The organism is Asticcacaulis sp. AC460, assembly GCF_000495795.1.
Taxonomy (GTDB): Bacteria; Pseudomonadota; Alphaproteobacteria; order Caulobacterales; family Caulobacteraceae; genus Asticcacaulis.
The window spans coordinates 214,165-236,622 of the sequence record NZ_AWGD01000021.1; the positions used below are offsets into that span (position 1 = coordinate 214,165).

Annotated in this window: 17 protein-coding genes; 5 read left to right on the forward strand and 12 right to left on the reverse strand. The window is 62.4% G+C overall.

Annotated features, from left to right (window positions below):
* Window positions 1-45: 45 nt before the first annotated feature.
* The 4 genes from ABAC460_RS37275 to ABAC460_RS37290 form a co-directional block, all read right to left on the reverse strand.
* A complete protein-coding gene (locus tag ABAC460_RS37275; protein ID WP_031236855.1) occupies window positions 46-2,679 on the reverse strand; it encodes a beta-mannosidase in 2,634 nt (877 codons plus the stop codon).
* A 12-nt stretch (window positions 2,680-2,691) separates the two neighbouring features.
* A complete protein-coding gene (locus ABAC460_RS37280) occupies window positions 2,692-5,010 on the reverse strand; it encodes a family 20 glycosylhydrolase (protein WP_023453812.1) in 2,319 nt (772 codons plus the stop codon).
* Between the two features lie 342 nt (window positions 5,011-5,352).
* Window positions 5,353-6,963, reverse strand: coding sequence for an alpha-L-fucosidase (locus tag ABAC460_RS37285; protein WP_023453813.1), 1,611 nt, complete (start codon window positions 6,961-6,963; stop codon window positions 5,353-5,355).
* Window positions 6,964-7,459: 496 nt separating this feature from the next.
* The gene (locus ABAC460_RS37290; RefSeq protein WP_023453814.1) at window positions 7,460-10,255 is read right to left on the reverse strand and encodes a TonB-dependent receptor; all 2,796 of its coding nucleotides are present in this window, start codon (window positions 10,253-10,255) and stop codon (window positions 7,460-7,462) included.
* A gap of 508 nt (window positions 10,256-10,763) precedes the next feature.
* On the opposite strand from ABAC460_RS37290, the gene ABAC460_RS37295 reads away from it, so the two are divergent.
* From ABAC460_RS37295 to secB, 4 genes are read left to right on the forward strand one after another with little or no spacing between them, the layout of a single operon-like run.
* Entirely contained in the window at window positions 10,764-12,341 is a 1,578-nt protein-coding gene (locus ABAC460_RS37295; protein WP_023453815.1) for a tetratricopeptide repeat-containing sulfotransferase family protein, read from the forward strand.
* Between the two features lie 2 nt (window positions 12,342-12,343).
* Window positions 12,344-13,036 (forward strand): hypothetical protein, encoded by a 693-nt coding sequence (locus ABAC460_RS37300; protein WP_023453816.1) that lies wholly within the window; start codon window positions 12,344-12,346, stop codon window positions 13,034-13,036.
* Window positions 13,037-13,078: 42 nt separating this feature from the next.
* Complete coding sequence (locus ABAC460_RS48335) at window positions 13,079-13,687, forward strand: aspartyl/asparaginyl beta-hydroxylase domain-containing protein (protein WP_023453817.1); 609 nt, start codon at window positions 13,079-13,081, stop codon at window positions 13,685-13,687.
* 34 nt (window positions 13,688-13,721) lie between these two features.
* Window positions 13,722-14,123 (forward strand): protein-export chaperone SecB, encoded by a 402-nt coding sequence (secB, locus tag ABAC460_RS37305; RefSeq protein WP_023453818.1) that lies wholly within the window; start codon window positions 13,722-13,724, stop codon window positions 14,121-14,123.
* 142 nt (window positions 14,124-14,265) lie between these two features.
* Here the strand turns inward: secB and ABAC460_RS37310 are convergent, their stop codons facing one another.
* The 8 genes from ABAC460_RS37310 to rplM form a co-directional block, all read right to left on the reverse strand.
* On the reverse strand, window positions 14,266-15,006 hold the full coding sequence (locus tag ABAC460_RS37310) for an ABC transporter ATP-binding protein (protein ID WP_023453819.1): 741 nt from the start codon (window positions 15,004-15,006) through the stop codon (window positions 14,266-14,268).
* Complete coding sequence (locus ABAC460_RS37315) at window positions 14,999-16,282, reverse strand: lipoprotein-releasing ABC transporter permease subunit (protein ID WP_023453820.1); 1,284 nt, start codon at window positions 16,280-16,282, stop codon at window positions 14,999-15,001. The genes ABAC460_RS37310 and ABAC460_RS37315 overlap by 8 nt, the downstream gene beginning before the upstream one ends.
* Complete coding sequence (proS, locus tag ABAC460_RS37320) at window positions 16,279-17,598, reverse strand: proline--tRNA ligase (RefSeq protein WP_023453821.1); 1,320 nt, start codon at window positions 17,596-17,598, stop codon at window positions 16,279-16,281. Before proS ends, ABAC460_RS37315 begins: the two co-directional genes overlap by 4 nt.
* Before the next feature lie 260 nt (window positions 17,599-17,858).
* On the reverse strand, window positions 17,859-18,284 hold the full coding sequence (locus ABAC460_RS37325) for a DUF1801 domain-containing protein (RefSeq protein ID WP_023453822.1): 426 nt from the start codon (window positions 18,282-18,284) through the stop codon (window positions 17,859-17,861).
* Window positions 18,285-18,287: 3 nt separating this feature from the next.
* Window positions 18,288-18,551 (reverse strand): DUF1467 family protein, encoded by a 264-nt coding sequence (locus tag ABAC460_RS37330; protein ID WP_023453823.1) that lies wholly within the window; start codon window positions 18,549-18,551, stop codon window positions 18,288-18,290.
* Between the two features lie 13 nt (window positions 18,552-18,564).
* Window positions 18,565-19,503: an N-acetyl-gamma-glutamyl-phosphate reductase gene (argC, locus tag ABAC460_RS37335; RefSeq protein ID WP_023453824.1), complete on the reverse strand. Its 939-nt coding sequence runs from the start codon at window positions 19,501-19,503 to the stop codon at window positions 18,565-18,567.
* A 275-nt stretch (window positions 19,504-19,778) separates the two neighbouring features.
* The gene (rpsI, locus tag ABAC460_RS37340; RefSeq protein WP_023453825.1) at window positions 19,779-20,258 is read right to left on the reverse strand and encodes a 30S ribosomal protein S9; all 480 of its coding nucleotides are present in this window, start codon (window positions 20,256-20,258) and stop codon (window positions 19,779-19,781) included.
* Between the two features lie 2 nt (window positions 20,259-20,260).
* Window positions 20,261-20,734, reverse strand: a complete 474-nt coding sequence (rplM, locus tag ABAC460_RS37345) for a 50S ribosomal protein L13 (RefSeq protein WP_023453826.1) — start codon at window positions 20,732-20,734, stop codon at window positions 20,261-20,263.
* Window positions 20,735-20,985: 251 nt separating this feature from the next.
* On the opposite strand from rplM, the gene ABAC460_RS37350 reads away from it, so the two are divergent.
* Complete coding sequence (locus ABAC460_RS37350; RefSeq protein ID WP_023453827.1) at window positions 20,986-22,413, forward strand: alkaline phosphatase PhoX; 1,428 nt, start codon at window positions 20,986-20,988, stop codon at window positions 22,411-22,413.
* Window positions 22,414-22,458 lie beyond the last annotated feature (45 nt).

The following is a 22,458-nucleotide window of genomic DNA, read 5'->3' on the forward strand; positions in this document are numbered from 1 at the left end:
ACGGGGAGGGATTAGAAGTAGGAGATTCCAGTTTGTTTGCGCGCATCACTTGGCCTCCGGTCCGGCGGAACCGTAATAGGAGCGTACCTTCAGGGTCTTTTTCAAGGCGTTGAGTGGGACGTCGGTCGTGACGTGGACCGTGACGGTCTCGCCGCCCGCCATGTCGAAGCTGTTGTCCGACAGGTCGGCCGGGAGCGCGCCGATGTCGAGCCAGACCCCGCGCGCTGCCGACTTGGCCGTCACCGTGATGTCGAAGCCATCGGCCGCCGGTGTGATCGTGGTGGACAGTTTCGGGTCCTGCCAGGCGATCGTCTTGGTCGCCGCGGCATAGCCGTAGACTTTCGCGACGATCGTGGTGCCGTCCAGCACTTCGAACACCGCCTGGTTGGTGGAGGGGTCGCCAAAGTCAGCATCGCTGATGGAAACGGCCAGCGGGCTGGACAAAGGTGCCACGGTCACGGCGCCGGTCTTTTCGCTCAGGACTTTTCCGGACAGGTCGAGCGTGCGCAGGCGCCAGGTCAGGGCTTTTTCGAAGGTCAGATCCGACAGGATATGGGCTTCGGTGACGCCGTCCTTGCGCAGCAGGCTGGCCGACAAAGGGGCGAAGAAGCGTTTGGCGCGGAACTGCAAGGCCTTCCAGCGGCCGAAATGGTCGATACTGGCCCACGAGGCGCCCGGCCAGACATCGTTGAGCTGCCAGTAGAGCGAACCCATGGTGCGCGGCCGTGAGGCACGGTGGTGCGACGCCGCCAGTTCGATGCCGTCGGCCTGCATCAGTTGGCTGAGGTAGACGAAGTCGGCGAAGGTTTTGGGTTCGCCGTAATTGTTGCGGATATAGAGCATCAGGCGCTTGTTGCCATTGCCCTTGTCGTATTTCTGGTGGGCACGCATGACCGGGGTTTCCGGCTGCATGTCCGCAGGCTGCGCGAAGCCCTCGATGGTGGCCATGACGGGGAAGGATTGCAGGCCGTATTCACTCATGAAGCGCGGGGTGACGTTGAGATATTCCTCGACCGGCTTGCCGCCCCAGACCTTCCAGTAGTGGCGGTCGCCGTCATTGTCCTGGTCGGCCGGGCCGTCATAGTCGGTCGACGGCGAACTGGCCCAGTAGGGTGTGCCAGGCGCGTTCTGGTCGACGGCGCCGCGCAGGACCTGGTCGAACATGCGCACCATGCCGATGACGATACGGTCGCGTTCTTCCGGGGCGACGCCGGTCTTGACGGCGTCTGTCCCGCCGCCCCAGTTTTCCCAGTCGGTCTGGACTTCGTTATTGCCCGCCCAGATGACGATCGACGGGTGGTTGCGCAGGCGTTTGACCTGTTCGACGGCTTCGATGCGGGTGCTTTCGCGGAAGTCGCGGTCATAGGGGATGATGGCGCCGCCGAACATGAAATCCTGCCAGATCATCAGGCCCAGCTCGTCGGCCTTGTCGTAGACATGGTCGTCCTGATAGGTGCCGCCGCCCCAGATGCGCAGCATGTTCATATTGGCGTCGACGGCCGATTGCAGCATACGGTCCTGCTGGGCCGCGGTGACGCGCGTCGGGATGATGTCGAAGGGGATCAGGTTGGCGCCCTTGGCGAAGACCGGGACACCGTTGATGACGATCTCGAAGCTCTTGCCCCACTGGTCTGTCTGGCGGCGGATCTGCGTCGTGCGCAGGCCGATGCGGCGCGTCCCGGCGCCGACGGCGTCGCCGTCCTGGATGACGGTGGCGCGCACCGTATAGAGGTCGGGTTTGCCGTAGCCGGTGGGCCACCAGCGTTGCGGATTGCGGATGCGGATCGGCAGCGAGACCGGGTTCAGGCCGGCAAACAGGTCGACGTCCTGGGACACGGTCTGGGTTGCGCCGTCCGGTGCGGTGATGTCGATGCGGACATGGACGGTCTGGACCTTGTCCGACGGGATATCGAGCACGGCGTTGAGCGCCGCCACATCATCGTCGAGATGGACCTGTTCGACATGGAAGTCGGCCAGGCGGATATCGTCCCAGGCTTCGAGCTTGACCGGCTTCCAGATGCCGAGCGTCACCACGCGCGGACCCCAGTCCCAGCCGTACTGGTAGCCGGCCTTGCGGACATAGGTCGAGGAGTTGCGCCCCAGGGGTTCGTCGCCGAACATCGAGTCGTAGGCGCCCGGCATCACATAAGGCATGGCGGCGACCTTGGGCGTCATGGTCTTCAGCGGCGAGGCGAGGTCGACGGTAATGACATTGCGGCCGGGCTTGAGCACGTCCTTGACCGGCACGCGCCAGGTGCGGAACATGTTGTCGGCCGACAGGATCTTGGTGCCGTTGACCGAGACGGTGGCGAAGGTGTCGAGGCCTTCGAAGACCAGGTCGACATGGTCGCGGCGCAGGGTGGCGTCGGAAACGGTTATCTCGGACTGGTACTGCCAATCGGACAGGCCGACCCACTGCACTTTCGCCTCATTGTCGGAGAGGTAGGGATCGGGCAGTTTCTTCAGCGCCAGCAGGTCGCTCTGGGCGGTGCCGGGCACTGTGGCGGCCAGCCAGCCGGCGGCTTCCGGGTGGGCGGCCAAGGCCGGATCGCCCGGCGCTAGGCGGAAGGTCCAGCCTTCGTTGAGCGTGAGGACGTCCGGCGCGGCGGCGAGAGTCGCGGCCGGAGACAGGCAGAAGGCTGACAAGGCGATAAGACCCATGGTGAGAGTTCTGAACATCGGGCTTTCCGGTCAGTTGCGTTTCAGGGTGACGGAGTCGATGGCGTAGTACGGGCCGTCCAGCGGCGCGGTGAAGATCAGGCACAGGGCATGGTTGCCGGTGACCGGGGGCAAGGTGGCCGTCAGGGTGCCGGTGTTGGGGCTGACCGCCGGATTGGGCAGCGGGATGCGCGCTTCTTCCGGGCCGGTGCAGCTGTCGCGGTAGACGACCAGTTCGCCGAAATGGGTCTGGCGCGGTTGGGTGCGGACCTTATGGGCCTCGTTGGCCAGGCCGTAGTTGCGCGCCAGCCGGGCATAGTCGACCGAGATCAGGGTGAGGCCGTCGCGGCGGACCTCCGGGTAGGTCCAGCAGGCGTTGAAGATGTCGATATTGTAGGCGGGCGATTTCGCCGGCGAATCCGCCGTCAGCGGCGTGCGCAGGCCCAGTGCACCGTCGCCACAGGCCTGGAGTTCCTGGCTGACCCGCGTCAGCAGGGCCGTTTCGGTGAAGTCGTAGCGGGCGCTTTTGGCGAGCGGCGCGCCTTCGCGGGTGAAGGCGGCGGCGGTCACGGTCTGGCCCAGGCTCAGGGCGAAGGGTTTGCTGTAGGGTTTGGAGGCTGTGGTCGGTTCCGAGCCGTCCAGGGTGTAGCGGATGACACCGGTCTTGACCTGGTTGCTTAGGCTGAGCTCGGTCTTGCCGGTGGCCAGCGCGCCGTTGCGGCCGTCGGACAGGCTGAAGTCGACGGCAAAGGCGGCATCCGACGCGCCGATACCCTGGCGGCGGTAGCGCGCCATCTGGACCGGCAGGCGGGTCAGGAAGGACGGCCAGTCGCGTGAGGCTTTCGGCGACCAAAGGGCTTCGGACAGGGCGTCGGCGCGCGGGAAGGCGGCGTGTTGCACGTACCATCCCGACATCAGGTACTCGCTCCACAGATTGGCCTGGGCGCCCAGGACGTGTTTGCCCTGGTCGGGGTTGAGTTCCGGCGGCGTCGCTTCGAAGCCGTAGACGTCCTGGAGCGGCACGACCCAGCCGCGGGCAGCGGGTTCGTCGTTGCGGCGGCTTTGCTGGTTGTCGAAATAGAGCGGATTGGTCGGCGACAGGACGACGTCATGGCCAGCCTGAGCCGCGGTGACCGCGCCCTTGGTGCCGCGCCACGACATGATGGCGGCGGTTTGCGGGATGCCGCCTTCGAGGATCTCGTCCCAGCCGATCAGGCGGCGGCCCTTGCTGTTGAGATAGGCGCCCAACTGGTCGATGAACCAGGTCTGCAGTTCGTGTTCGTCCTTCAGGCCGAGGGTCTTGATCTGGGCCTGGATGGCCGGGGATTGCTCCCACTGGTTTTTCACCGCTTCATCGCCGCCGACATGGATATAGGGCGACGGGAACAGCTCCATGATTTCGTCGAGGACGTTGCGCAGGAAGGTCAGGCTTTGTTCGTCGGTGTTGAACAGGTACGGGTTTACGCCCCAGTCGGGCGAGACCTTGGGCTGGTCGCCGCCGTTCCTGAGGTCGCGGATGCCGACCTCGGGATAGGCGGCCACGGCCGCCTGGGCGTGGCCCGGCATGTCGATTTCCGGCACGATGGTGATATGGCGGGCAGCGGCATAGGCGACCAGGTCGCGGATATCGTCCTGGGTATAGAAGCCGCCATAGGGCTCGGTCGGGCTGCCCGGGCCGCCGTTCGACGGCGGGGTGCGCCAAGCGCCGATCTTGGTCAGGTTGGGATAGCGTTTGATCTCGATGCGCCAGCCCTGGTCGTCGCTGAGGTGCAGGTGCAGGCTGTTGAGTTTGTGCTGCGACATCTGGTCGATCATGATCTTGACGTCGCTGACCGGCAGGAAGTGGCGCGCCGGGTCGATCATCAGACCTCGCCAAGCGTAGCGTGGATAATCGCGGATTTGCAGGCCGGTCAAGGTGACCGGGGCGCCGTAGGCGTCGTTGGGGCTGAGGAGTTGGCCCAGGGTGACGGCGCCGTAGAACAGGCCGGCTGGCGTGCGGGCTTTTATGGTGACGCCGGTCGTGGTGATGTCGAGGCTGTAGCCTTCGGGTTGGGCGACGGGGGCTGATCCGTCGAGGCTGAGGGTGATGTTGCCGGGGGTACAGGCGGCTGTCGTCAGGTCGAGCCCGCGGAGGGTTTTGACCAGGGTTTTGAGGTAGTCGGCGGTCGGTTGCGACGACGGGTCGGTGACGCAGATCGTTGTTGTGTTCGTGATCTGGAGGCGGGATTTGGTCGTGGTGATTTCGGCCGGTTGCGGGATCAGGCCCGATGCGAGCGATGGGACAGCGGAGCACAGGGCTGCGATCGCGCCAAAGGTGGTCAGGAGGTGTTTGGCGGTGCGCAGCGGTGTCATCGGTTTACTCCGTATCGGGTTTGCGCCGGCCGTCCGGCGCGTATGGGTTAGACGTTGGAGGTGACAGCGGGCCAAATCCCCCACCGTCTCATTTGCTAACCGCAAATGACCACGGCACGGGCCGCCCCGCTCCCCGTATAACGGGGAGGGATAAGATTAGGAGGCTGGAACCACCTTCTCCTCCCCTGTTTACGGGGGAGGTAGCATCGAGCGAAGCGAGATGACGGAAGGGGCCATTCCACTGACAGTAAAGCCCCTCCCACCGCTTCGCGGTCCCCCCTCCCCGTGAAGAACGGGGCGGGAGAAGAAAAACTAAAATCGCTGTCGTCTGAGATCATCATCTCAGTGGGTCTCGATGCGCCAGACATAGGCCAGTTGATCCGGCGCGGTTTCGGGCAAAGTCACCGTCAGGCCGGCGGCCGTCTGGCGGAAGGTGACAGGGCCGGTGCCGAGGAGGGAAACGTTTTTGACCGGGTAGTCGGCGCGCACCGAGGTGATCGTCACCTCACCCGCCGGACGCGCCATCCCGATCGCATGCAGAACCCCGTCCTTCACCGTGAAGCGGAAATCCTGCGCCGTGTAGGACCGCGACTTGCTTTCTGCGAATGAACCCGAGGCCGTTTCCGTCGGGCCTTCGCCGAAGACCACCCAGGGCCGCGAGCCGTAGACGGCATCGCCATTGACCTTCAGCCATGCCCCCATCTGCATCAGGGTGTCGCGCGCCCCGTCAGGGATGCGGCCGCTGGCGTGCGGGCCGACATTGAGCAGCAGGTTGCCGTTCTTCGACACCACATCGGCCAGCAGATGGATCAGCTGCGCCGGCGACTTGTAGCTGTCGTTTTCGATATAGCTCCACGACTTGTCGCTGATCGAGGTGCAGGTCTGCCAGACGTCCTTACGGATACCCGGCGCCTGGCCGCGCTCGATATCCAGCACGCCGGCGCCGTCGGCAAATTCGCCCAGCTTGTAGTTGACGATGGCTGAGGTGCCTTCGCGCGCGCCCTTGTTGTAGTACCAGGCGAGGAATTTCGGCACGGTGTTGCGGAAGGACGGCTGGCCGATCCACCAGTCGAAATAGACCAGGTCCGGATCGTAGCGGTCGACCAGTTCAGCCTGGCGCGCCAGCCAGTCGTCCAGCCAGGCCTGGGAAACATGGGTGTAGTCGCCGAACAGGTCGGCATCGCCGCCGGAACCGAGGATGCGGCTCTGGGCCGGGCCATAAAGGCCGGCATTGGCCGGGTCGGAGACGTCCGACGGGACCTTGCGGCCTTCGTCGAAGAACCAGTTGTTTTCGGCGCGGTGCGACGACAGGGCGAAGTGCAGGCCTTCGGCGCGGACAGCCTTTGAGATTTCGCCGAGCAGGTCGCGTTTCGGTCCCATCTTGACGGCGGTGTAGTCGGACAGGTGGCTGTCGTACATCGAGAAGCCGTCATGGTGTTCGGCGACAGGGACGACATAGCGGGCGCCGGCAGCGCGGAACAGGCGCGCCCAGTCGTTCGGGTCGAAGCCGTCTGCCTTGAACATCGGGATGAAGTTCTTGTAGCCGAAGGTCGTCTGGGGACCGTAGGTGGCGATATGGTGGTCGAAGGCCGGATGACCCTGGATGTACATGTAGCGCGAGTACCATTCGCCGGCGAAGGCCGGAATGGAATAGAGGCCCCAGTGGACGAAGATGCCGAATTTCGCGTCGGCATACCATTGCGGCGTCGAAAAGCCCTGCAAGGAAGCCCAGTCGGGGCGGAAGGGCCCTGCCCTGTCGCCGCGTTCGACTTCATCGAGCCAGAGCTTGCGTTCCTTGCTGTATTTTTGGGTGGCCGTTTGCCAGGCCTGGTCGCGTTGTTGCGGTGTCGTCGTGTCCGCCGCTGAGGCCCGGCCGGCCAGACTCGCCAGAGCCAGGGAGGCGACTCCGCCGCGCAGGAGGGAACGGCGGTCAATCTTGAAAGTGGTGGTCATCAAAGGCGTCTTCCCTGGTTCATAGCGATAGCCGTGAGAATGACGGGGCTGTTCCACTGATGGTAAAGCCCCTCCCACCGCTTCCTTGCGCTTCGAGCGCAATTCGCTCTCGCTCACCCCCCTCCCCGTAAAGAACGGGGCGGGAGAAGAAAGATAAGCTCAGTTTTCTTTCGATGACCATGCAAGGCACTTCCGCACGCAAGAAAAATTCAGCGCAGCCATTTTTGTGTCCGCGCTGAAAGTTGATCTGAGGGTTGTACGAACACTAGGCTTACTAAAGTTCAGGCGCATCAGAACGGTTACCCGAACCGTCCTGATGCGTCCGTACAGAACACGATCGGGTCATTCTTCACCACACACGTGAAAACCACCGGGATGAGGTATTTCGCAACAGGGAGTATTGCGGGGGGATGAGCATCCCGGAGGGAATGGCGATCGTATTCCGGATTTTGGCGCTCCCCGGCTCGGGAAAAACGGGAAGCGCCAATCTCAAGGCTTAGCGAAGGCGGTAGGTGACACCGAAGGTGACACGCGTACCGTACTTGCTCCAGGCCAGCGGCAGGCCGCCGGTCGTGTAGGGGTGTTGCATGTCGTCGAGGATGTTCTGCGCCGACAGGTTCAGCGACAGTTGATCATTGACGTCATAGGACGCCGAGGCATCCAGCTGACCCCAGCCATCGACATAGCTCGGGGCGGTGGATTCACTGCCGATCGCCGTCGTGTACTTGGAGCGGAAGGTATAGGAGACACGCGCCTGGATCGGGCCGCGCTCATAGTACGGCGAGACCGTGTAGCTCCATTTCGACAGATACGGCATGGGCAGCTTGCCGGCATTCTGGTTGTACTGGTCGGTGTAGGACCCGTACTCTTCGCCCAGCCAGGTCAGGTTGGCCTGGATGCCGAAGCCGTAAGCGATGTCGCCCTGGTAGCCGACCGAGATGCCCGGGATCTTGGCATTGCTGCCGTTGAACGGTGCGTTGATCAGCATGTTTTCGACGCGGTTACACAGGCGGCCGACTTCGGTCCGGGTCAGGCAGTAGCCGAGGGCATTTTCCGGCAGGGTCACGTCGATGAACGTGTTCTTGCGGACAATGTAGGATTCGACGTCCTTATAGGTCAGATCGACGTTGAAGAGGCTGTTCGGCGCGAAATACCATTCGTAGGACGCGCTGTAGTTCCACGCCCGGTACGGCTGGAGGTCGGGATTGCCGCCGCTGCCGCAGAAGTGGTTCGCCGCGTTGCCGCAGAAGCGGTCCAGGCTGTATTCGACCTGGCCCGACATGTCGGCGAAGGTCGGACGCGACATCACCTTGCCCGCCGAGAAGCGAACCATCTGGTCGTCGGTCAGGTCGTAGGCGGCGTTGAACGACGGCAGGAAGTCGTCGTAGCTGCGGTCGATCGAGATCATCTCTTCCTGCCACGGATAGTAGTCCATGGTCGAACGATAGGTCTGGGCGTTCTCGGTCTTGGCGTAGCGGATGCCGACATCGCCATGCCATTTGCCCGAGCGGAAGTTGGCCTGGATATAGGCGCCATTGGTGACTTCGGTCGTATCCCACAGATTGCCGGCGTCGCGGTAATCGCCATTGGCGTTGCCGGGCGACTTGTTGGCCACCGAATAGTCGATGACCGCCTGCTGGGTCATGGCGACGAAGGATTGCAGATCACCCGACGAGCCCAGGCCGTCAACCAGGACCGGATCGCTGATGTAGGTGTCGAAGTCCGACATCGACCCGGTTTTCAGGAAGGTGGTATTGAAGAAGTGCGGCTTGTTCAGGCTGATGTGCTTTTGGTACTTGTAACCGAACAGGACTTCGGTAACCGGGCCCCATTCGACGTAACGCTTGGCGTCCAGCTTGACGTAGTCATACTGGTCCAGCGACTGCGCGGTCTTGACGAAGCCGGCCTGGTTGCCCTGGCGGCGGGTCTTGAACAGGGCCGGATCGGTGGCCGATACGGCCAGGTCGAGGCTGGCGCCGTCCGGAGTCATCGCCCAGCTGCCGGTGGTGTTGCCGTAGAAGCTGAGGAAGTATTCCGGCTGAACGCCGCCGATGGCCTTGGAGGTGCCGATATTGGCGACAAAGTCCCAGTCGCCCGGGGTCCAGCGCGATTCCAGGTTGATGGTGTTGGTGGTCAGGTGCGAGGCCTTGTAGTATTCGTCCATACGCACCGCGACCGCGCCGGTACCGCCGGTGACGCCGCTCGAATTGGTGGTGACCGAGGTCATCTTGGTCGGGCTGATGACCGCGCCGCCGCTGGTGCGGGCATCCCAGGCTTCACCTTCGTTCCAGGAGACGCTGAGGTCGGTCTGGAATGTCTGCGAATAGCTGGAATAGTCGCTCTGGATGGTGGTGCCGGTCAGGTTGAATTCCAGGTCTTCGGTCGGACGGAACTGGAAGGCCAGTTGGCCGGTCTGACGCTCGCGGTTTTCCATCGACGACTGCAGCCAGAGATATTGCGGCACCAGCATGCCCGGCGTCAGGGCCGGACCGTTGGACACCGTCGGCAACGAACCTGGGTTAGCAAACGCCGTCTTGGCCGAGTTACAGCCGCCCCAGCGCGAGGCGTTACAGACGTCCTGATAGGCGGTCGAGACCGAACCGCTGCCCAGGACGGACTTGTTGTAGGCGTAGTGGGCCAGCAGGCCGAAGCGGCCGGTTTCGTCCTTGGTGCTGTAGAAGATGGAATAGCGCGGATCGCTTTCCTTGTTCCGCTGGTTCTGGTTGTAGTTGAAGTTCAGAACAACGGTGTTGGCCGGCAGCGACAAGGGCTTGCGGGTATTGACGATGATGCTGCCGCCGATGCCGCCTTCGTCCAGGCGGGCTTCGGTGGTCTTGTAGACCTGCACGTCACCGATCAGTTCCGGAGCGAGATTGCCCAGGTTGAAGCTGCGGCCGGTGTCCTTGTTGTTGGCGCCGGTATTGGCCGAGGCCACCGGGTTGCCGTTCAGGGTGACATTGATCAGGCGCGAATTGATGCCGTTGATGGCGATATGCTCGCCTTCACCGCCACCGGAGCGGTCGACCGTGATGCCCGGAAGGCGCGACAGCGATTCCGCGACGTTGACGTCGGGGAATTTGCTGACGTCTTCGGCGGTGATGACGTCGATATGGGCCGACGCCTTACGTTTGACGTTCAGCGTCTTCTGCAGGCTCTTGCGAACGCCAACGACAATGATGTCCTGGCTGTCGTCGGTTGGTGTGGTTGCCGCCGGTTCCTGCGCGAAAACGCTGCTGGAAATCATGACACCGGCCAGAGCCGTCGTCACCAAGGCGTATGTTTTTGTTTTCATTCCCTAATCTCCTAAGTTCCTGCCGGCTCAAGGCCCCTACGTGAGCAACAATTGTGTTTCGGTTGACAATACCTTTTGAAGACCAAAACGTCCGAGTGCGTAGCCACTGGTGAAACAAGTCTTACATATAAAATCCGAAAACCGTCAAATCCTTAGTTCCGATGTCATGTCCTTCCGGGCAAATATAAAGATACCAATGTCTACCGTTGTCATGACCATTTTGGCCATTAATGAAATTTGTAATAGCATATGCTTTCAAGACTTTAGGGCTTTGGCGGTGGGTTGGGGGCGTTCGGGTGGTTCGCATTCCGCCCTTTGGTCTTTATACATTTTCGCTTGTCCATGTTGCTTTTCCGTCACATAAATGACATAGGCGGGCCGCCGAAAAGCCCTGTATCGCGCCGTCCGGCCGCGACTCACCTCTTGTGGCAAATGTCATGACACATTCGCGGTTTGACATATTATGCCATATGGCGATGAATGCGGTACGCCCCTTTTTGAGTTTGTTATGATGTCCTTCGCCCAGTCACTATCCGACGCCCACAGCTCCATGCGGCGTGGCGACATGGCCGCCGCCCTGACGGCTGCCGGCGCCGCCACCCGGGCCAATCCCCATTCCGCCGAGGCGTGGTGGGTATTGGGCAGCGCCGCCAGCAACCTGGATGACATGACAACTGCGCAAAACGCCTTCGGAAAGGCCGCCAAGTGGGCTCCGGAGGGGTCGAAGTTGCGGGGCCAGATGCTGGCCCTGCGCTGCAAGCCGCTGATGAGCGAAGGCCGGATGGCGGACGCCGTGCAGTGCGCGCGCGACGCCATGGCGGCCCGGATCGACGATGTGCCGAGCCTGGTCCGGGTCGGCTACACCCTGACCCATGCCGGCCTGACCCAGGAAGCCCTGGCGCCCGCGCAGGAGGCGACGAGGCTGGATCCGAACCACGCCGAGGCCTGGTACACGCTGGGCGGGGTGCAGCGGTCGCTGGGCGACGTCCCGGGAGCGGAAGCGTCGTTCAACAACGCCATCCGGCTGTCGCCGACGCCGCCGGTCGCCGCCTATTTCAACCTGGCCTATCTGCGGCGGTGGAAGGCCGAGGACAATCACATCCCGCTACTGGAGGCGTTGACCTGCCGCACCAGCCTGGAAGCCTGCCGCGTCGCCTATACGCTGTTCAAGGAGCACGACGATATCGGCGAGACCGCGCAGGCGTGGGACTGCCTGCAGGTCGGGGCCGAGTTGGGGCGGAAGATCGAGCCGTGGACGTCGGTCGAGGAAGCCGAGAGCATCGCCGCGTGGAAGCAGTATTTTCCGGCGGAGCGGTTTGGCGCGAGCGATAAGCGCAGGCGCAGCGGGCCGAAGCGCATCTTTATTATCGGGCTGCCGCGGTCGGGGACCACCCTGATCGAGCGCGTCCTGGCCGCCCATAGCCAGGTGCAGGCGATCGGTGAGCTCAAGTCCTTCGGGATCGCTGTCCATAAGCTGGCCGGGATCGACAATGTTCGCCGGCTGGCGCCCGAGGTGATTGCGGCAGCGGCGAAGCTGGATCCACTGGATATCGCCGAGTTCTATACGCGGGAGTCGGCGTTTCTCAATGATGGCAGCGCCTATGTCATCGACAAGCTGCCGTCGAACCACGAATATGCCGGGCTGATCAAGCTGGCCTTTCCGGACGCGATCGTCGTCGCGCTGGACCGCAATCCGATGGACGCCCTGTTCGGCTGCTACAAGGTGCTGTTTACCGGCGCCTATGGCTGGTCGTATGGCCAGGACGACCTGGCGGACCATTATCATCACTTCCGCGACCTGATGGGGTATTGGAAGAGCGTGCTGGGCGAGCAGTTGATCGAGGTGTCGCTGGAGGCGGTCATCGCCGATCCTGAGGCGCAGATCCGGCGGTTGATCGCGGCGTGCGGATTGGATTTTGAAGAGGCTTGTCTGAAGCCGCATGAGGCGTCGGGCGCGGTCTCCACCGCCAGCGCGGTTCAGGTGCGCAGCCCGATCAATTCGCAGGGCGTCAATGCCTGGAAGCGTTATGAGGCCCCGTTGGCGCCGTTGCAGGCGCGGCTGCGGCAGATGGGCTATGTGGAGTAGCCATGCTTGTCTGTGACAGTTTCGTCTTCCTGCATCTGCACAAGGCCGGCGGCACCTTCGTCAGCCGGATGATGATGACCTGCATTCCCTCGGCACGGCGGGTGGGCTACCACCTGCCCTATGCGGAGGTTCCGGAGGCCTGTCGTGCGTTGCCGGTGCTGGGGACGGTACGCAATCCGCTGGCCTATTATGTGTCGTGGTACCATTTCCAGCGGGCGCAGGAACGGCCCAACCCATTGTTCTGGGTGTGCAGTGATAATGGCACGTTGGGGTTCGAGGCGACCATTGAGCGGCTGGTGACGCTGGAAGGCCGCGAGGCGGATATCGATCGGCTGGCGGCGGTGTTTCCGCAGGACTATGTCAATTACGGCCTGAACCTGCGCAAGTCGTGCATTCGCAAGCTGTTGGGATCGGGAGCCGGGTTTTTCACCTTCCTGCACGACCGATTGTATGCGGGGGCGCCGGCGCCGCGCATCATGAAGGTGGAGAGCTTGCGGGAGGAATTGCAGACCCTGCCGGAGGGAATGGGTGTTCATGAAGCGCGGCGGGCGCGGCAGTTTGTCGCCGGAACGCCGGACCTGAATGTCAGCGAGCATGGACCGTACCAGGACTATTATTCGCCGGAGCTGAGGGCGCTGGTTATGAAGATGGACGGGCGGGTCATGGAGACCTATGGCTACGCGCAATGGTCATGATATTTATGGACATTGGTCCTTACATATAGTTAGATTTGCGGCATGAACTTCGGATCCGACGCCCAGAAATTGGGAAATTTCGATATTTCGGCGCTCAAGGCCGCCGTTGCGGCGCTCGGCGAAGAGGCCTGGGCAGCCGACGGCAGCCGGCAGCAGGCGTTCGACGCCCATGCCAGCACCCAGACCCTGAAGCTGATTGCCGATAGCGACTTTCGCCACGTCAATCCGACCCATCATGCGGCGTTTGCGGCGCTGGAGCCCCATCTGCGGCCGCTGATGGTGCATATCCGCAGCCATTACCTCCAGACCCTGCGCCAGCGCCGGGTGGCCGAACAGCACGGTCCGGGTTACTTCATCCGGGCGCTGCTGACGCGGTTGCCGCCAGGTGCCGAGATCAAGCCGCATATCGACGACGGCGAGTCGTTAAAGCGCTGTCATCGCATCCATGTGCCGGTCGTCACCAATGACAACAGTCTGTTCGTTGTCGGTAATCTGAGGTTCCACATGCCCGCCGGAGAGATGTGGGAAATCAACAACCGTCGTGTGCACGCCGTCCGCAATGACGGCAGTGAGGCACGCGTCCATCTGATCATGGACTATGTCCAGCCCGGCGAGACCGTCTTCGACCAGGACGGGTTGCTGACAGCATGATCCTTTCTTTTCAACTTTCGCAACAGGTTCGACCGTGACGCAACAGTTCGCTATCCGCCAGATTTACCTCAAGGACCTGTCGTTCCAGGCCCCGTCAGGCGCCGCCATCTTCACCCGGGAATGGCAGCCCGAAATCAAGGTCGACATCAAGGTGGCGCACGAGGCGTTGCAGGGCGGGTTGACCGAGGTGGTCTTGACCTTATCGGTCGTGGCGCGGAGTGGTGGCGGTACGGCCTTCATGATCGAGATCATGCAGGCCGGTATTTTCCAGTTGGCGGGGTATACGCCGGCGCAACTGGACCGCGAACTGATGATCAAGTGTCCGACCATCCTGCTGCCTTATGCCCGAGAGTCGGTCGATACGGTGCTGATGAAAGGGCGCTTCCCGGCTCTGATCATCGATCCGATCGACTTCGAGGCCAATTACCGCGGGTAAGACGTTAAAATGAAACGGAAGGGACAATTCCACTGACGGGAAGGCCCCTCCCACCGCTTCGCGGTCCCTTCGCTTGCGAAGCTGTACTTCGCTGGCGCTCACCCACGCAAGCGGGGCGGGAGATTCCAGCTATAATCTGTACCTACAGCGCGGCGGGGGCGACCTCGACCAGCTTGCCGTCTTCCAGGCGCACGACGCGGTCCATGTGAGTGGCCAGTTGCAGGTTGTGCGTAGCGATCAGCGCGCCGACGCCCTGGGCCTTGATGATGGCTTTCAAGGCTTCGAAGACCTGTTGCGAGGTGCCCGGATCGAGGTTGCCCGTCGGCTCGTCGGCCAGGAGCAGCTTCGGCGCATTGGCCAGGGCGCGCGCCACGGCAACGCGCTGCTGTTCGCCGCCCGACAGTTGCGCCGGCAGGTGCTCCAGACGTCCGGCCAGGCCCAGGGCGGTCAGCAGTTCCGTCGCGCGCGCATCGGCGTCCCTTGCCGACCGGCCAAGTATCCGCTGCGGTATGGCGACATTGCCCAGCGCCGTATATTCCGCCAGCAGGTGGTGGAACTGATAGACGAAGCCGATCTTGTGCAGGCGCGCCTGGGTGCGGGCTTCGTCATTGGCTTTCGAAAAATCGCCGCCATCGATGCGCAGTTCTTCGACCACGGCGTGAGTCGCGGTCTTCTTTTTCGCGGCGCCTTCTTCGACAATCGCTTCGAGCAGCCCCACCGCATGCAGCAGGGACGACTTACCCGAGCCCGAGGGGCCGACCAGGCCGACCAGTTCGCCCGGCATGACGGTCAGGTCGACGCCTTTCAGCACCGTCAGTTTGCGGCCTTCGCCGACATCGTATTCGCGGTGCAGGCCTTTGAGGCTGAGAACAGGATTACTCATAGCGCAGGGCCTCCACCGGTTCGAGCTTGGATGCCCACAGGGCCGGGAACAGGGTGAAGATGCACGACGCCAGCAGGGAGGCGACGGCGACAAAGATCACTTCCGACAGTTCCATCTTGGCCGGTACATAATCGAGGTAGTAGACCGAAGCCGGGAAGATATCGGTGCCGGTCAGCTTTTCCAGAAGCCATTGGATCTGGCGGATAAAGGTGCAGAACAGCACACCCAGGACAAGGCCGGTGACCGTACCGGCGGCGCCGATAATCATGCCGGTCATCAGGAATATCCGTGACACGGCGGAACGTCCGACCCCCATGGTACGCAGGATGGCGATGTCGCGCGCCTTGTTCTTGACCAGCATGACCACGCCGGAAATGATGTTGAGCGTGGTGATCAGGACCACGATCGACAGGATGAAGCGCATGGCGTTGCGTTCCAGCTTCAGAGCACTCCAGGTGGCGGCGTTCTGGACCGTCCAGTCTTCGAACAAAGCGCCCTCCCCGGCCGCCTTGACGATGGCGGCGCGGTATTTCTGGACTTCGTAGGGTTTGTCGACCTTGATTTCCAGCGCGTCCCATTCGTCCTCGCGGTCGAAGAACAGCTGGGCCTGCTGGAGCGGCATGTAGACGAAGCTCTGGTCGATCTGGCTGACGCCGCTGTGGAAGATACCGCCAACGATATAGATCTTGCGCAGGGGCGTCGAACCGAAGGAGGTCGAACGTCCCGGCGAGATCAGGGTGATTTCGTCACCCGGAAGCGCATTGACGGTGCGCGCCAGGCCATCGCCGATCAGCACGACATCACCACCATAGTCGCCGACGCCAAACTGGTCCATCGAACCGCCGGGCGCGATGGTGCCGGCAATAATCGGAGTGTTCTTCAGGTCTTCCGGCACCACGCCGCGCATGATGCCGCCGCCCGTCCGGCCGTGCGACGACTGGATAAGTCCCGGCGAGTCGACGAACGGGGACGCGCTGGTGACTCCCGGAACCTTTTTGAGCCGAGCGACCATCTCGTCGCGATGGGCGAAGTCGTCAATGGAACGGCCATAGATGTAGCCATGGCCGCCAAACGCCAGGACGCGGCTCATCAGTTCTTCGCGGAAGCCGTTCATGATCGACATGATGGCGATCAGCGCGAACACCGCCGCGGCAATGCCGGCGAAGCTGATGATGGCAATGGTCGCGATGCCGCCGTCCTTGCGCTTGGTGCGCAGGTACTTCAACGACAGGTCGAATTCCCACGCCCGAAAGCGGAACAGCGACAGCAGGTTCATGCTTTGCCTTTGGTCAGTTGGGCCAGGACGTCATCGTACGGCGCCGTCTCCCGTTCGCCGGTAGCGCGGTTTTTCAGCTCGACCTTGCCTTCGGCCAGGCCCTTGGGCCCGATGATGAGCTGCCAAGGGATGCCGATCAGGTCCATGGAGGCGAACTTGGCGCCGGGACGTTCGTCGGTGTCGTTGTACAGCACGTCGCGGCCGGCGGCGTTCAGGGCGGCATAGGCCTTTTCGCAGGCGGCGTCGCAGGCTTCGTCGCCCGGGCGCAGGTTGATCACGGCGACATCGAACGGCGCGACGCTTTCCGGCCAGATGATGCCCGCTTCGTCATGCGAGGCTTCGATGATGGCACCCAGCAGGCGCGAAACGCCGACGCCGTAGGAGCCCATATGGACGGTGACTTCGCCGTCGGGGCCGTTGACCGTGGCCTTCATCGGCTTGGAATATTTTTCGCCGAAATAGAAGATGTGGCCGACCTCGATGCCGCGCGCCGACAGTTGCTTGTCGTCGGGCACCTGATGGAAGGCGGCTTCGTCGTGCATTTCTTCGGTGGCGGCGTACAGCGCCGTGCGCTGGTCGACCAGGCCCTGCAGGTCGTTCCAGTCGACGTCGTGGCCGGGTGCCGGCATGTCGACCAGGTCCTTATGGCAGAAGACGGCGCTTTCGCCGGTATCGGCCAGGATGATGAATTCGTGGCTGAGGTCGCCGCCGATCGGGCCGGTGTCGGCACGCATCGGCACGGCCTTCAGGCCCATGCGCGAAAAGGTGTTGAGATAGGCGATGAACATGCGGTTATAGGCCTTACGGGCCGAGGCTTCATCGACATCGAAGGAATAGGCGTCCTTCATCAGGAATTCGCGGCCGCGCATGACGCCGAAACGGGGGCGTTGTTCGTCGCGGAACTTCCACGAGATCTGATACAGGTTCAGCGGCAGGTCCTTGTAGGACTTGACGCTGGCACGGAAGACCTCAGTGACGGCTTCTTCGGCCGTGGGTCCGTACAGCAGGTCGCGGTCGTGGCGGTCCTTGATGCGCAGCATCTCCTGGCCGTAGTCTTCGTAGCGGCCGGATTCACGCCACAGATCGGCCAGTTGCAGGGTCGGCATCAGAAGCTGGATCGAGCCGGCGCGGGCCATTTCTTCCTCGACGATGCGTTCGACCTTGCGCAGGACCTTCAGGCCCAGCGGTAGCCAGGCATAGATGCCGGCCGCCTGCTGACGGATCATGCCGGTGCGCAGCATCAGGCGGTGCGAGACGATCTGGGCCTCGGCGGGGTTTTCCTTGAGAAGCGGCAGGAAGAAGCGCGACAGGCGCATGGGCAGGGAATCCGTATGTTATGAAAGTGGCCGCAACCTAGAGAGATGCGCCCAGCTTAGCAAAGACAAAATTACGGCGGCAGCGTGTCATTCTTCGGCTCTGGCGCCGGCGGGTAAGAAAGTAAGAAACCCCACCACCACATCTCACTCGCTACCATCCTCGGTCTTCGACCTCGGATATCCGCTCGCTCGTGCGGTCCCCCTCCCCGACAAGCGGGGAGGAACAAGAAAACACGGTCCAATACTGGTGGCGTGGCGTCTCAGGTTGCGCTTGTGGCGGCGAGGCCGGAGCAGATGGCAGCTTCTAGAACAGCCAAGTCGATGTCGGCGAGACGTTTGAACTTGATGCAATATCCGGTCACGGTCGCCTTGCCGAGTTCGGTTCCGTAGGTCCGGGCCAGGTACGTCTTGTCGTCGATGCCCAGAATATAGACGGAGATTCCGGTCGTGTTCGCGCTTATGCCGATCTGGTAGAATTCGCGGGCGCTGCCGTCGGCATAGGTCGTCGTGCGTGTTCCGTAACCTATGTTGGGGTTGGAAACGATCTTGCCGTCGTCATTTTTGCCGTCCAGGAACCAGAGCTTGCAGTCCGGCATGATCTGCAGAATCCTGTGGTGTAAAGCCTGCATGTCACCACGCTTGGCTTCAGGCTGGCTGGCAATATAGGTTTCGATCTGGTCTTGCACGTTTCACCCGCCGGTGCCTGGCAGGTCGAGGTGGAAGATCACGCTCAGGGCAAGAACCACCACCCACACGACGGCAGCGACGATGCTGTTCAGCTTGGCCTTCTGCTTCAGGTTCAGTTTGACCGGGGCGCCCGGGTCGTTACCCTTGATGACTTCGACGCCGGCTTCATGGTGGCTGGGGTTGCCGCCGATCGGCAGAACCACGAACAAAGTGATCCACCAGATCATGATGTAAAAAGCGATCCAGGTGACGACGACGGTGATCATGTACAGTGCTTTCTCAGCTCAGGCCCAGGGCTTCGTCCACGCCTAATACCAGATTGAGGTTTTGTACAGCCGCGCCGGATGCGCCCTTGCCCAGATTGTCCAAAACCGCCACCAGGCGCGCCTGTTGTCCGGCTTCGTCGCCGAAGACGTGGATCAGAAGCTGGTTGGTGCCGTTCAGCATTTCCGGTTGGAGTTGTTTGGTGGATTGCGACTGTTCGAGCGGCGCGACCGTGACGAAGCGTTCGCCGTCATAGGCGGCGCTCAGGATTTCGTGCAGTTGCTCGACGCTGGGCTCGTCCGGCAGGGCCCACAGTTGCAACGGCACCTCGACGATCATGCCCTGGGCGTAGCGGCCGACCGCCGGCGCGAACAAAGGCGGTGATTCCAGCCCGCCGAACCGGGTCATTTCCGGCAGGTGCTTATGGCCCAGCTCGGTCTTGTAGATGCGGTAACTGTCGTTGGTGCCGCCCTGTTCGAACTCGGCGATCATCGACTTGCCGCCGCCGGAATAGCCCGACACCGCGTTGCAGTAGACCGGCCAGAAGGGCGGGATGACGCCGACATCGCTCAGCGGCCGCACCAGGGCGATGAAGCCCGTGGCATAGCAGCCGGGGTTGCTGATGCGTTTCGAGGCGCGGATGGCGTCGCGCTGGGTTTCGGCCATTTCGGCAAAGCCGTAGGTCCAGTCTTCGGCGACGCGATGGGCCGTCGAGGCGTCGATGACCGCCGTGTCCGGGTTGTCGATCAGGGCGACGGCTTCCTTGGCCGCCTCGTCCGGCAGGCACAGGATGACGACGTCGGCGCCGTTCAGGGCTTCGCGACGGGCGTCCAGGTCCTTGCGGCGGTCATCCGGCAGGCGGATGAAGTCGAGGTCGCTGCGGCCTTCCAGCCGTTCGCGGATCTGCAAACCGGTTGTGCCGGCTTCGCCGTCGATGAAAACCTTTTTGGACATGGAATGAACTCCCGTACTGCGTGGTCTAGAGCGCGTCTCGATCCGGAAGAATCGGATCGGCGCTCTAGGCTTTTGTTCTAACGCGCATCTTAATCCGAAAAGTGCGTAACACTTTTCGGGATGCGCTCTAAGAGGCCCCCTCCGTCTCGACGCGCATCGGCCCATAAGGGGCCTCGCTTGCTCGCCACCTCCCCATTGCCATGGGGAGGAGAAGGAACGAAAAAAGCGCTTCGGTTGCCCGAAGCGCTTTCTGCATGAGTAGAAAACCCGTGCGATTAACGCTTCGAGAACTGGAAGGAACGGCGAGCCTTGGCGCGGCCGTACTTCTTGCGCTCGACGACGCGCGAGTCGCGCGTCAGGAAACCAGCGGCCTTCAGCGCCGGGCGCAGGCCCGGTTCGAAGTAGGTCAGGGCCTTGGACAGGCCGTGACGGATGGCGCCGGCCTGACCCGACAGACCCGAACCCTGGACCGAAACGATCACGTCGAACTGCGTCGCGCGGTCGGTCAGGTTCAGCGGCTGGGCGATCATCATGCGCAGAACCGGACGAGCGAAGTAAACTTCCTGCTCACGGTCGTTGATGATCCACTTGCCGGAACCCGGCTTGATCCAGACGCGGGCAATGGCGTTCTTGCGCTTGCCGGTGGCATAGGCGCGGCCGTACTTGTCCAGCTGTTGCGTGCGTTCGACAGGAGCCGCGGCCATGGCCGTCGGCGACAAAGCGGCGAGCGCTTCCAAACCTTGAGTTTCGACCATGATCAGACGCTCCGGACGTTCTTGCGGCTCAGGGCCTTGAAGTCGATGACTTCCGGGTTCTGGGCTTCGTGGGGGTGGGTGTTGCCGGCATAGATGCGCAGCTGGGTCATTTGCTTGCGGGCGAGCGGGCTTTCCTTGGGCAGCATGCGCTCAACAGCCTTGGTCAGGACGCGTTCCGGGTACTTGCCCGACAGCAGCTGGCCCAGGGTGCGTTGCTTGACGCCACCCGGGTGGCCGGTGTGCCAGTAGAAGATCTCGTTATGCTTCTTGCCGGTCAGGTGGACCTTCTCGGCGTTGATGACGATGATATTGTCGCCGGAATCAACGTTCGGGGTATAGGTCGGCAGATGCTTGCCGCGAAGACGCATGGCGATGAAAGCCGCCAGACGGCCGACAACGGCGTCCTCAGCGTCGATCACGATCCACTTCTTCTCGACATCGGCGGGCTTCAGCGCCGCGGTGGTCGAAGTCAACATGGGGTGTAGTCCTGTGGTTGCGCGCCTGATAAGGAAAGGCGCGATTTAAGGTGGGCTGCGTTTACAGGAGGGGGATGTGTGTGTCAATGCACTAATTTTCGGAAACATACGTCAATCCATTTGTTTTTGTTGAGAAATTTGGCAAAGGTAATAAATTACCGCATCGATTTGTCGCAAATATTTCTCTTTTATATCCGGCGGAAGTCGGGCAATGACCCGTTTCAGGACCAAAGCTGTTCCGGAGTTGCCTCATGTCCCTGTCCCGCCGCACCCTGATCGGCAGCGCTGCCGCCGCCACGTCCCTGGCCTTTGCCGGGCTTGGATCACGGGCCAGGGCCGAACGGGTCGTGCCCAATACGGACCCCGGCTATGTCAACGAGGTCGCGGCCTATGGCCCGCTGGTCGAGGATCCGAACAGGCTGATCAACCTGCCCAAGGGTTTCACGTACAAGATCGTTTCGCGCAAGGGCGAGATGATGGACGACGGTTTCTTCGTCCCGGCCAAGCACGATGGCATGGCGGCCTTTGCCCATACCAGCCCCGATAAGGTCGTGCTGGTGCGCAACCATGAGAACGGCATCAAGGCGCGCGAGGCCGGACCGCTGGGGCCTAAGGGCGAACTGATCGGCAAGCTGGACAAGGCGCGCGTCTACGACTTTGATGACAGCGGCTTCCCCCTGACCGGCGGGACGACGACCCTGATCTACAATACCCGCACCCAGCAATTGGAGCAGCACTTCCTGTCGCTCATCGGGACCACGACCAACTGCGCCGGCGGTTCGACGCCCTGGGGTTCGTGGCTCACCTGCGAAGAGAATACCGCGCGTCCGGGCATGGGCGTGAAGAAGGACCACGGCTATATTTTCGAGGTGCCGTCGGGCTATAAGGGCCTGGCCGCGCCGATCCCGATCAAGGCCATGGGCCGGTTCAAGCGTGAAGCCGCCGCCATCGATCCGCGTAGCGGCGTGGTCTACATGACCGAGGATATGGGCGACGGCGTGCTGTACCGCTACCTGCCCAACGACAAGCGTTACCTGCATTCGGGTGGGCGGCTGCAGGCACTGATGATCCTGGACTCGCCCGGCGCCGATACCAGCAACGGCCCGGCCGTGCTGTGGAACCAGGGAGACAGCTTCAAGGTGGCCTGGGTCGACCTGGTCGATCCGGAAAGCCCGGACGACAGCCTGCGACTGCAGGGCCGTCAAAAGGGCGCGGCTATCTTTGCGCGTGGCGAAGGCATCCATTGGGGCAATGGCGAGCTGTTCTTTGCCTGCACCTCAGGTGGCCACAAGGAGTACGGCCAGATCATGCGTTACGTGCCAAGCCCGTATGAAGGTACGGCGGATGAAAAGAACCAGCCCGGCCGGCTGGAGCTGTTCATCGAGTCGAGCGACCTGCGCGTGATGGACTATGCCGACAACCTGACGACGGCGCCGTGGGGCCATCTCTATGTCTGCGAGGACCGCTATTCAGACGTGTTGGTCAACCATCTCCGGATCGTGACGCCGCAGGGCCGGGTCGCGACCTTTGCCGCCAATGCCAGCGGCGGATCGGAATGGGCCGGGGTGACGTTTTCGCCGGACGGTTCGACCCTGTTCGCCAATCTGCAGGACCAGGGCTGGACCGTGGCCATCACCGGGCCGTGGGGCGCGTTCAGCGATCTGCCGGTTCAGGGGTAGGACTGCGTGCTGCGGTTACCTTTCCACAATTCTTGACCGTATTTG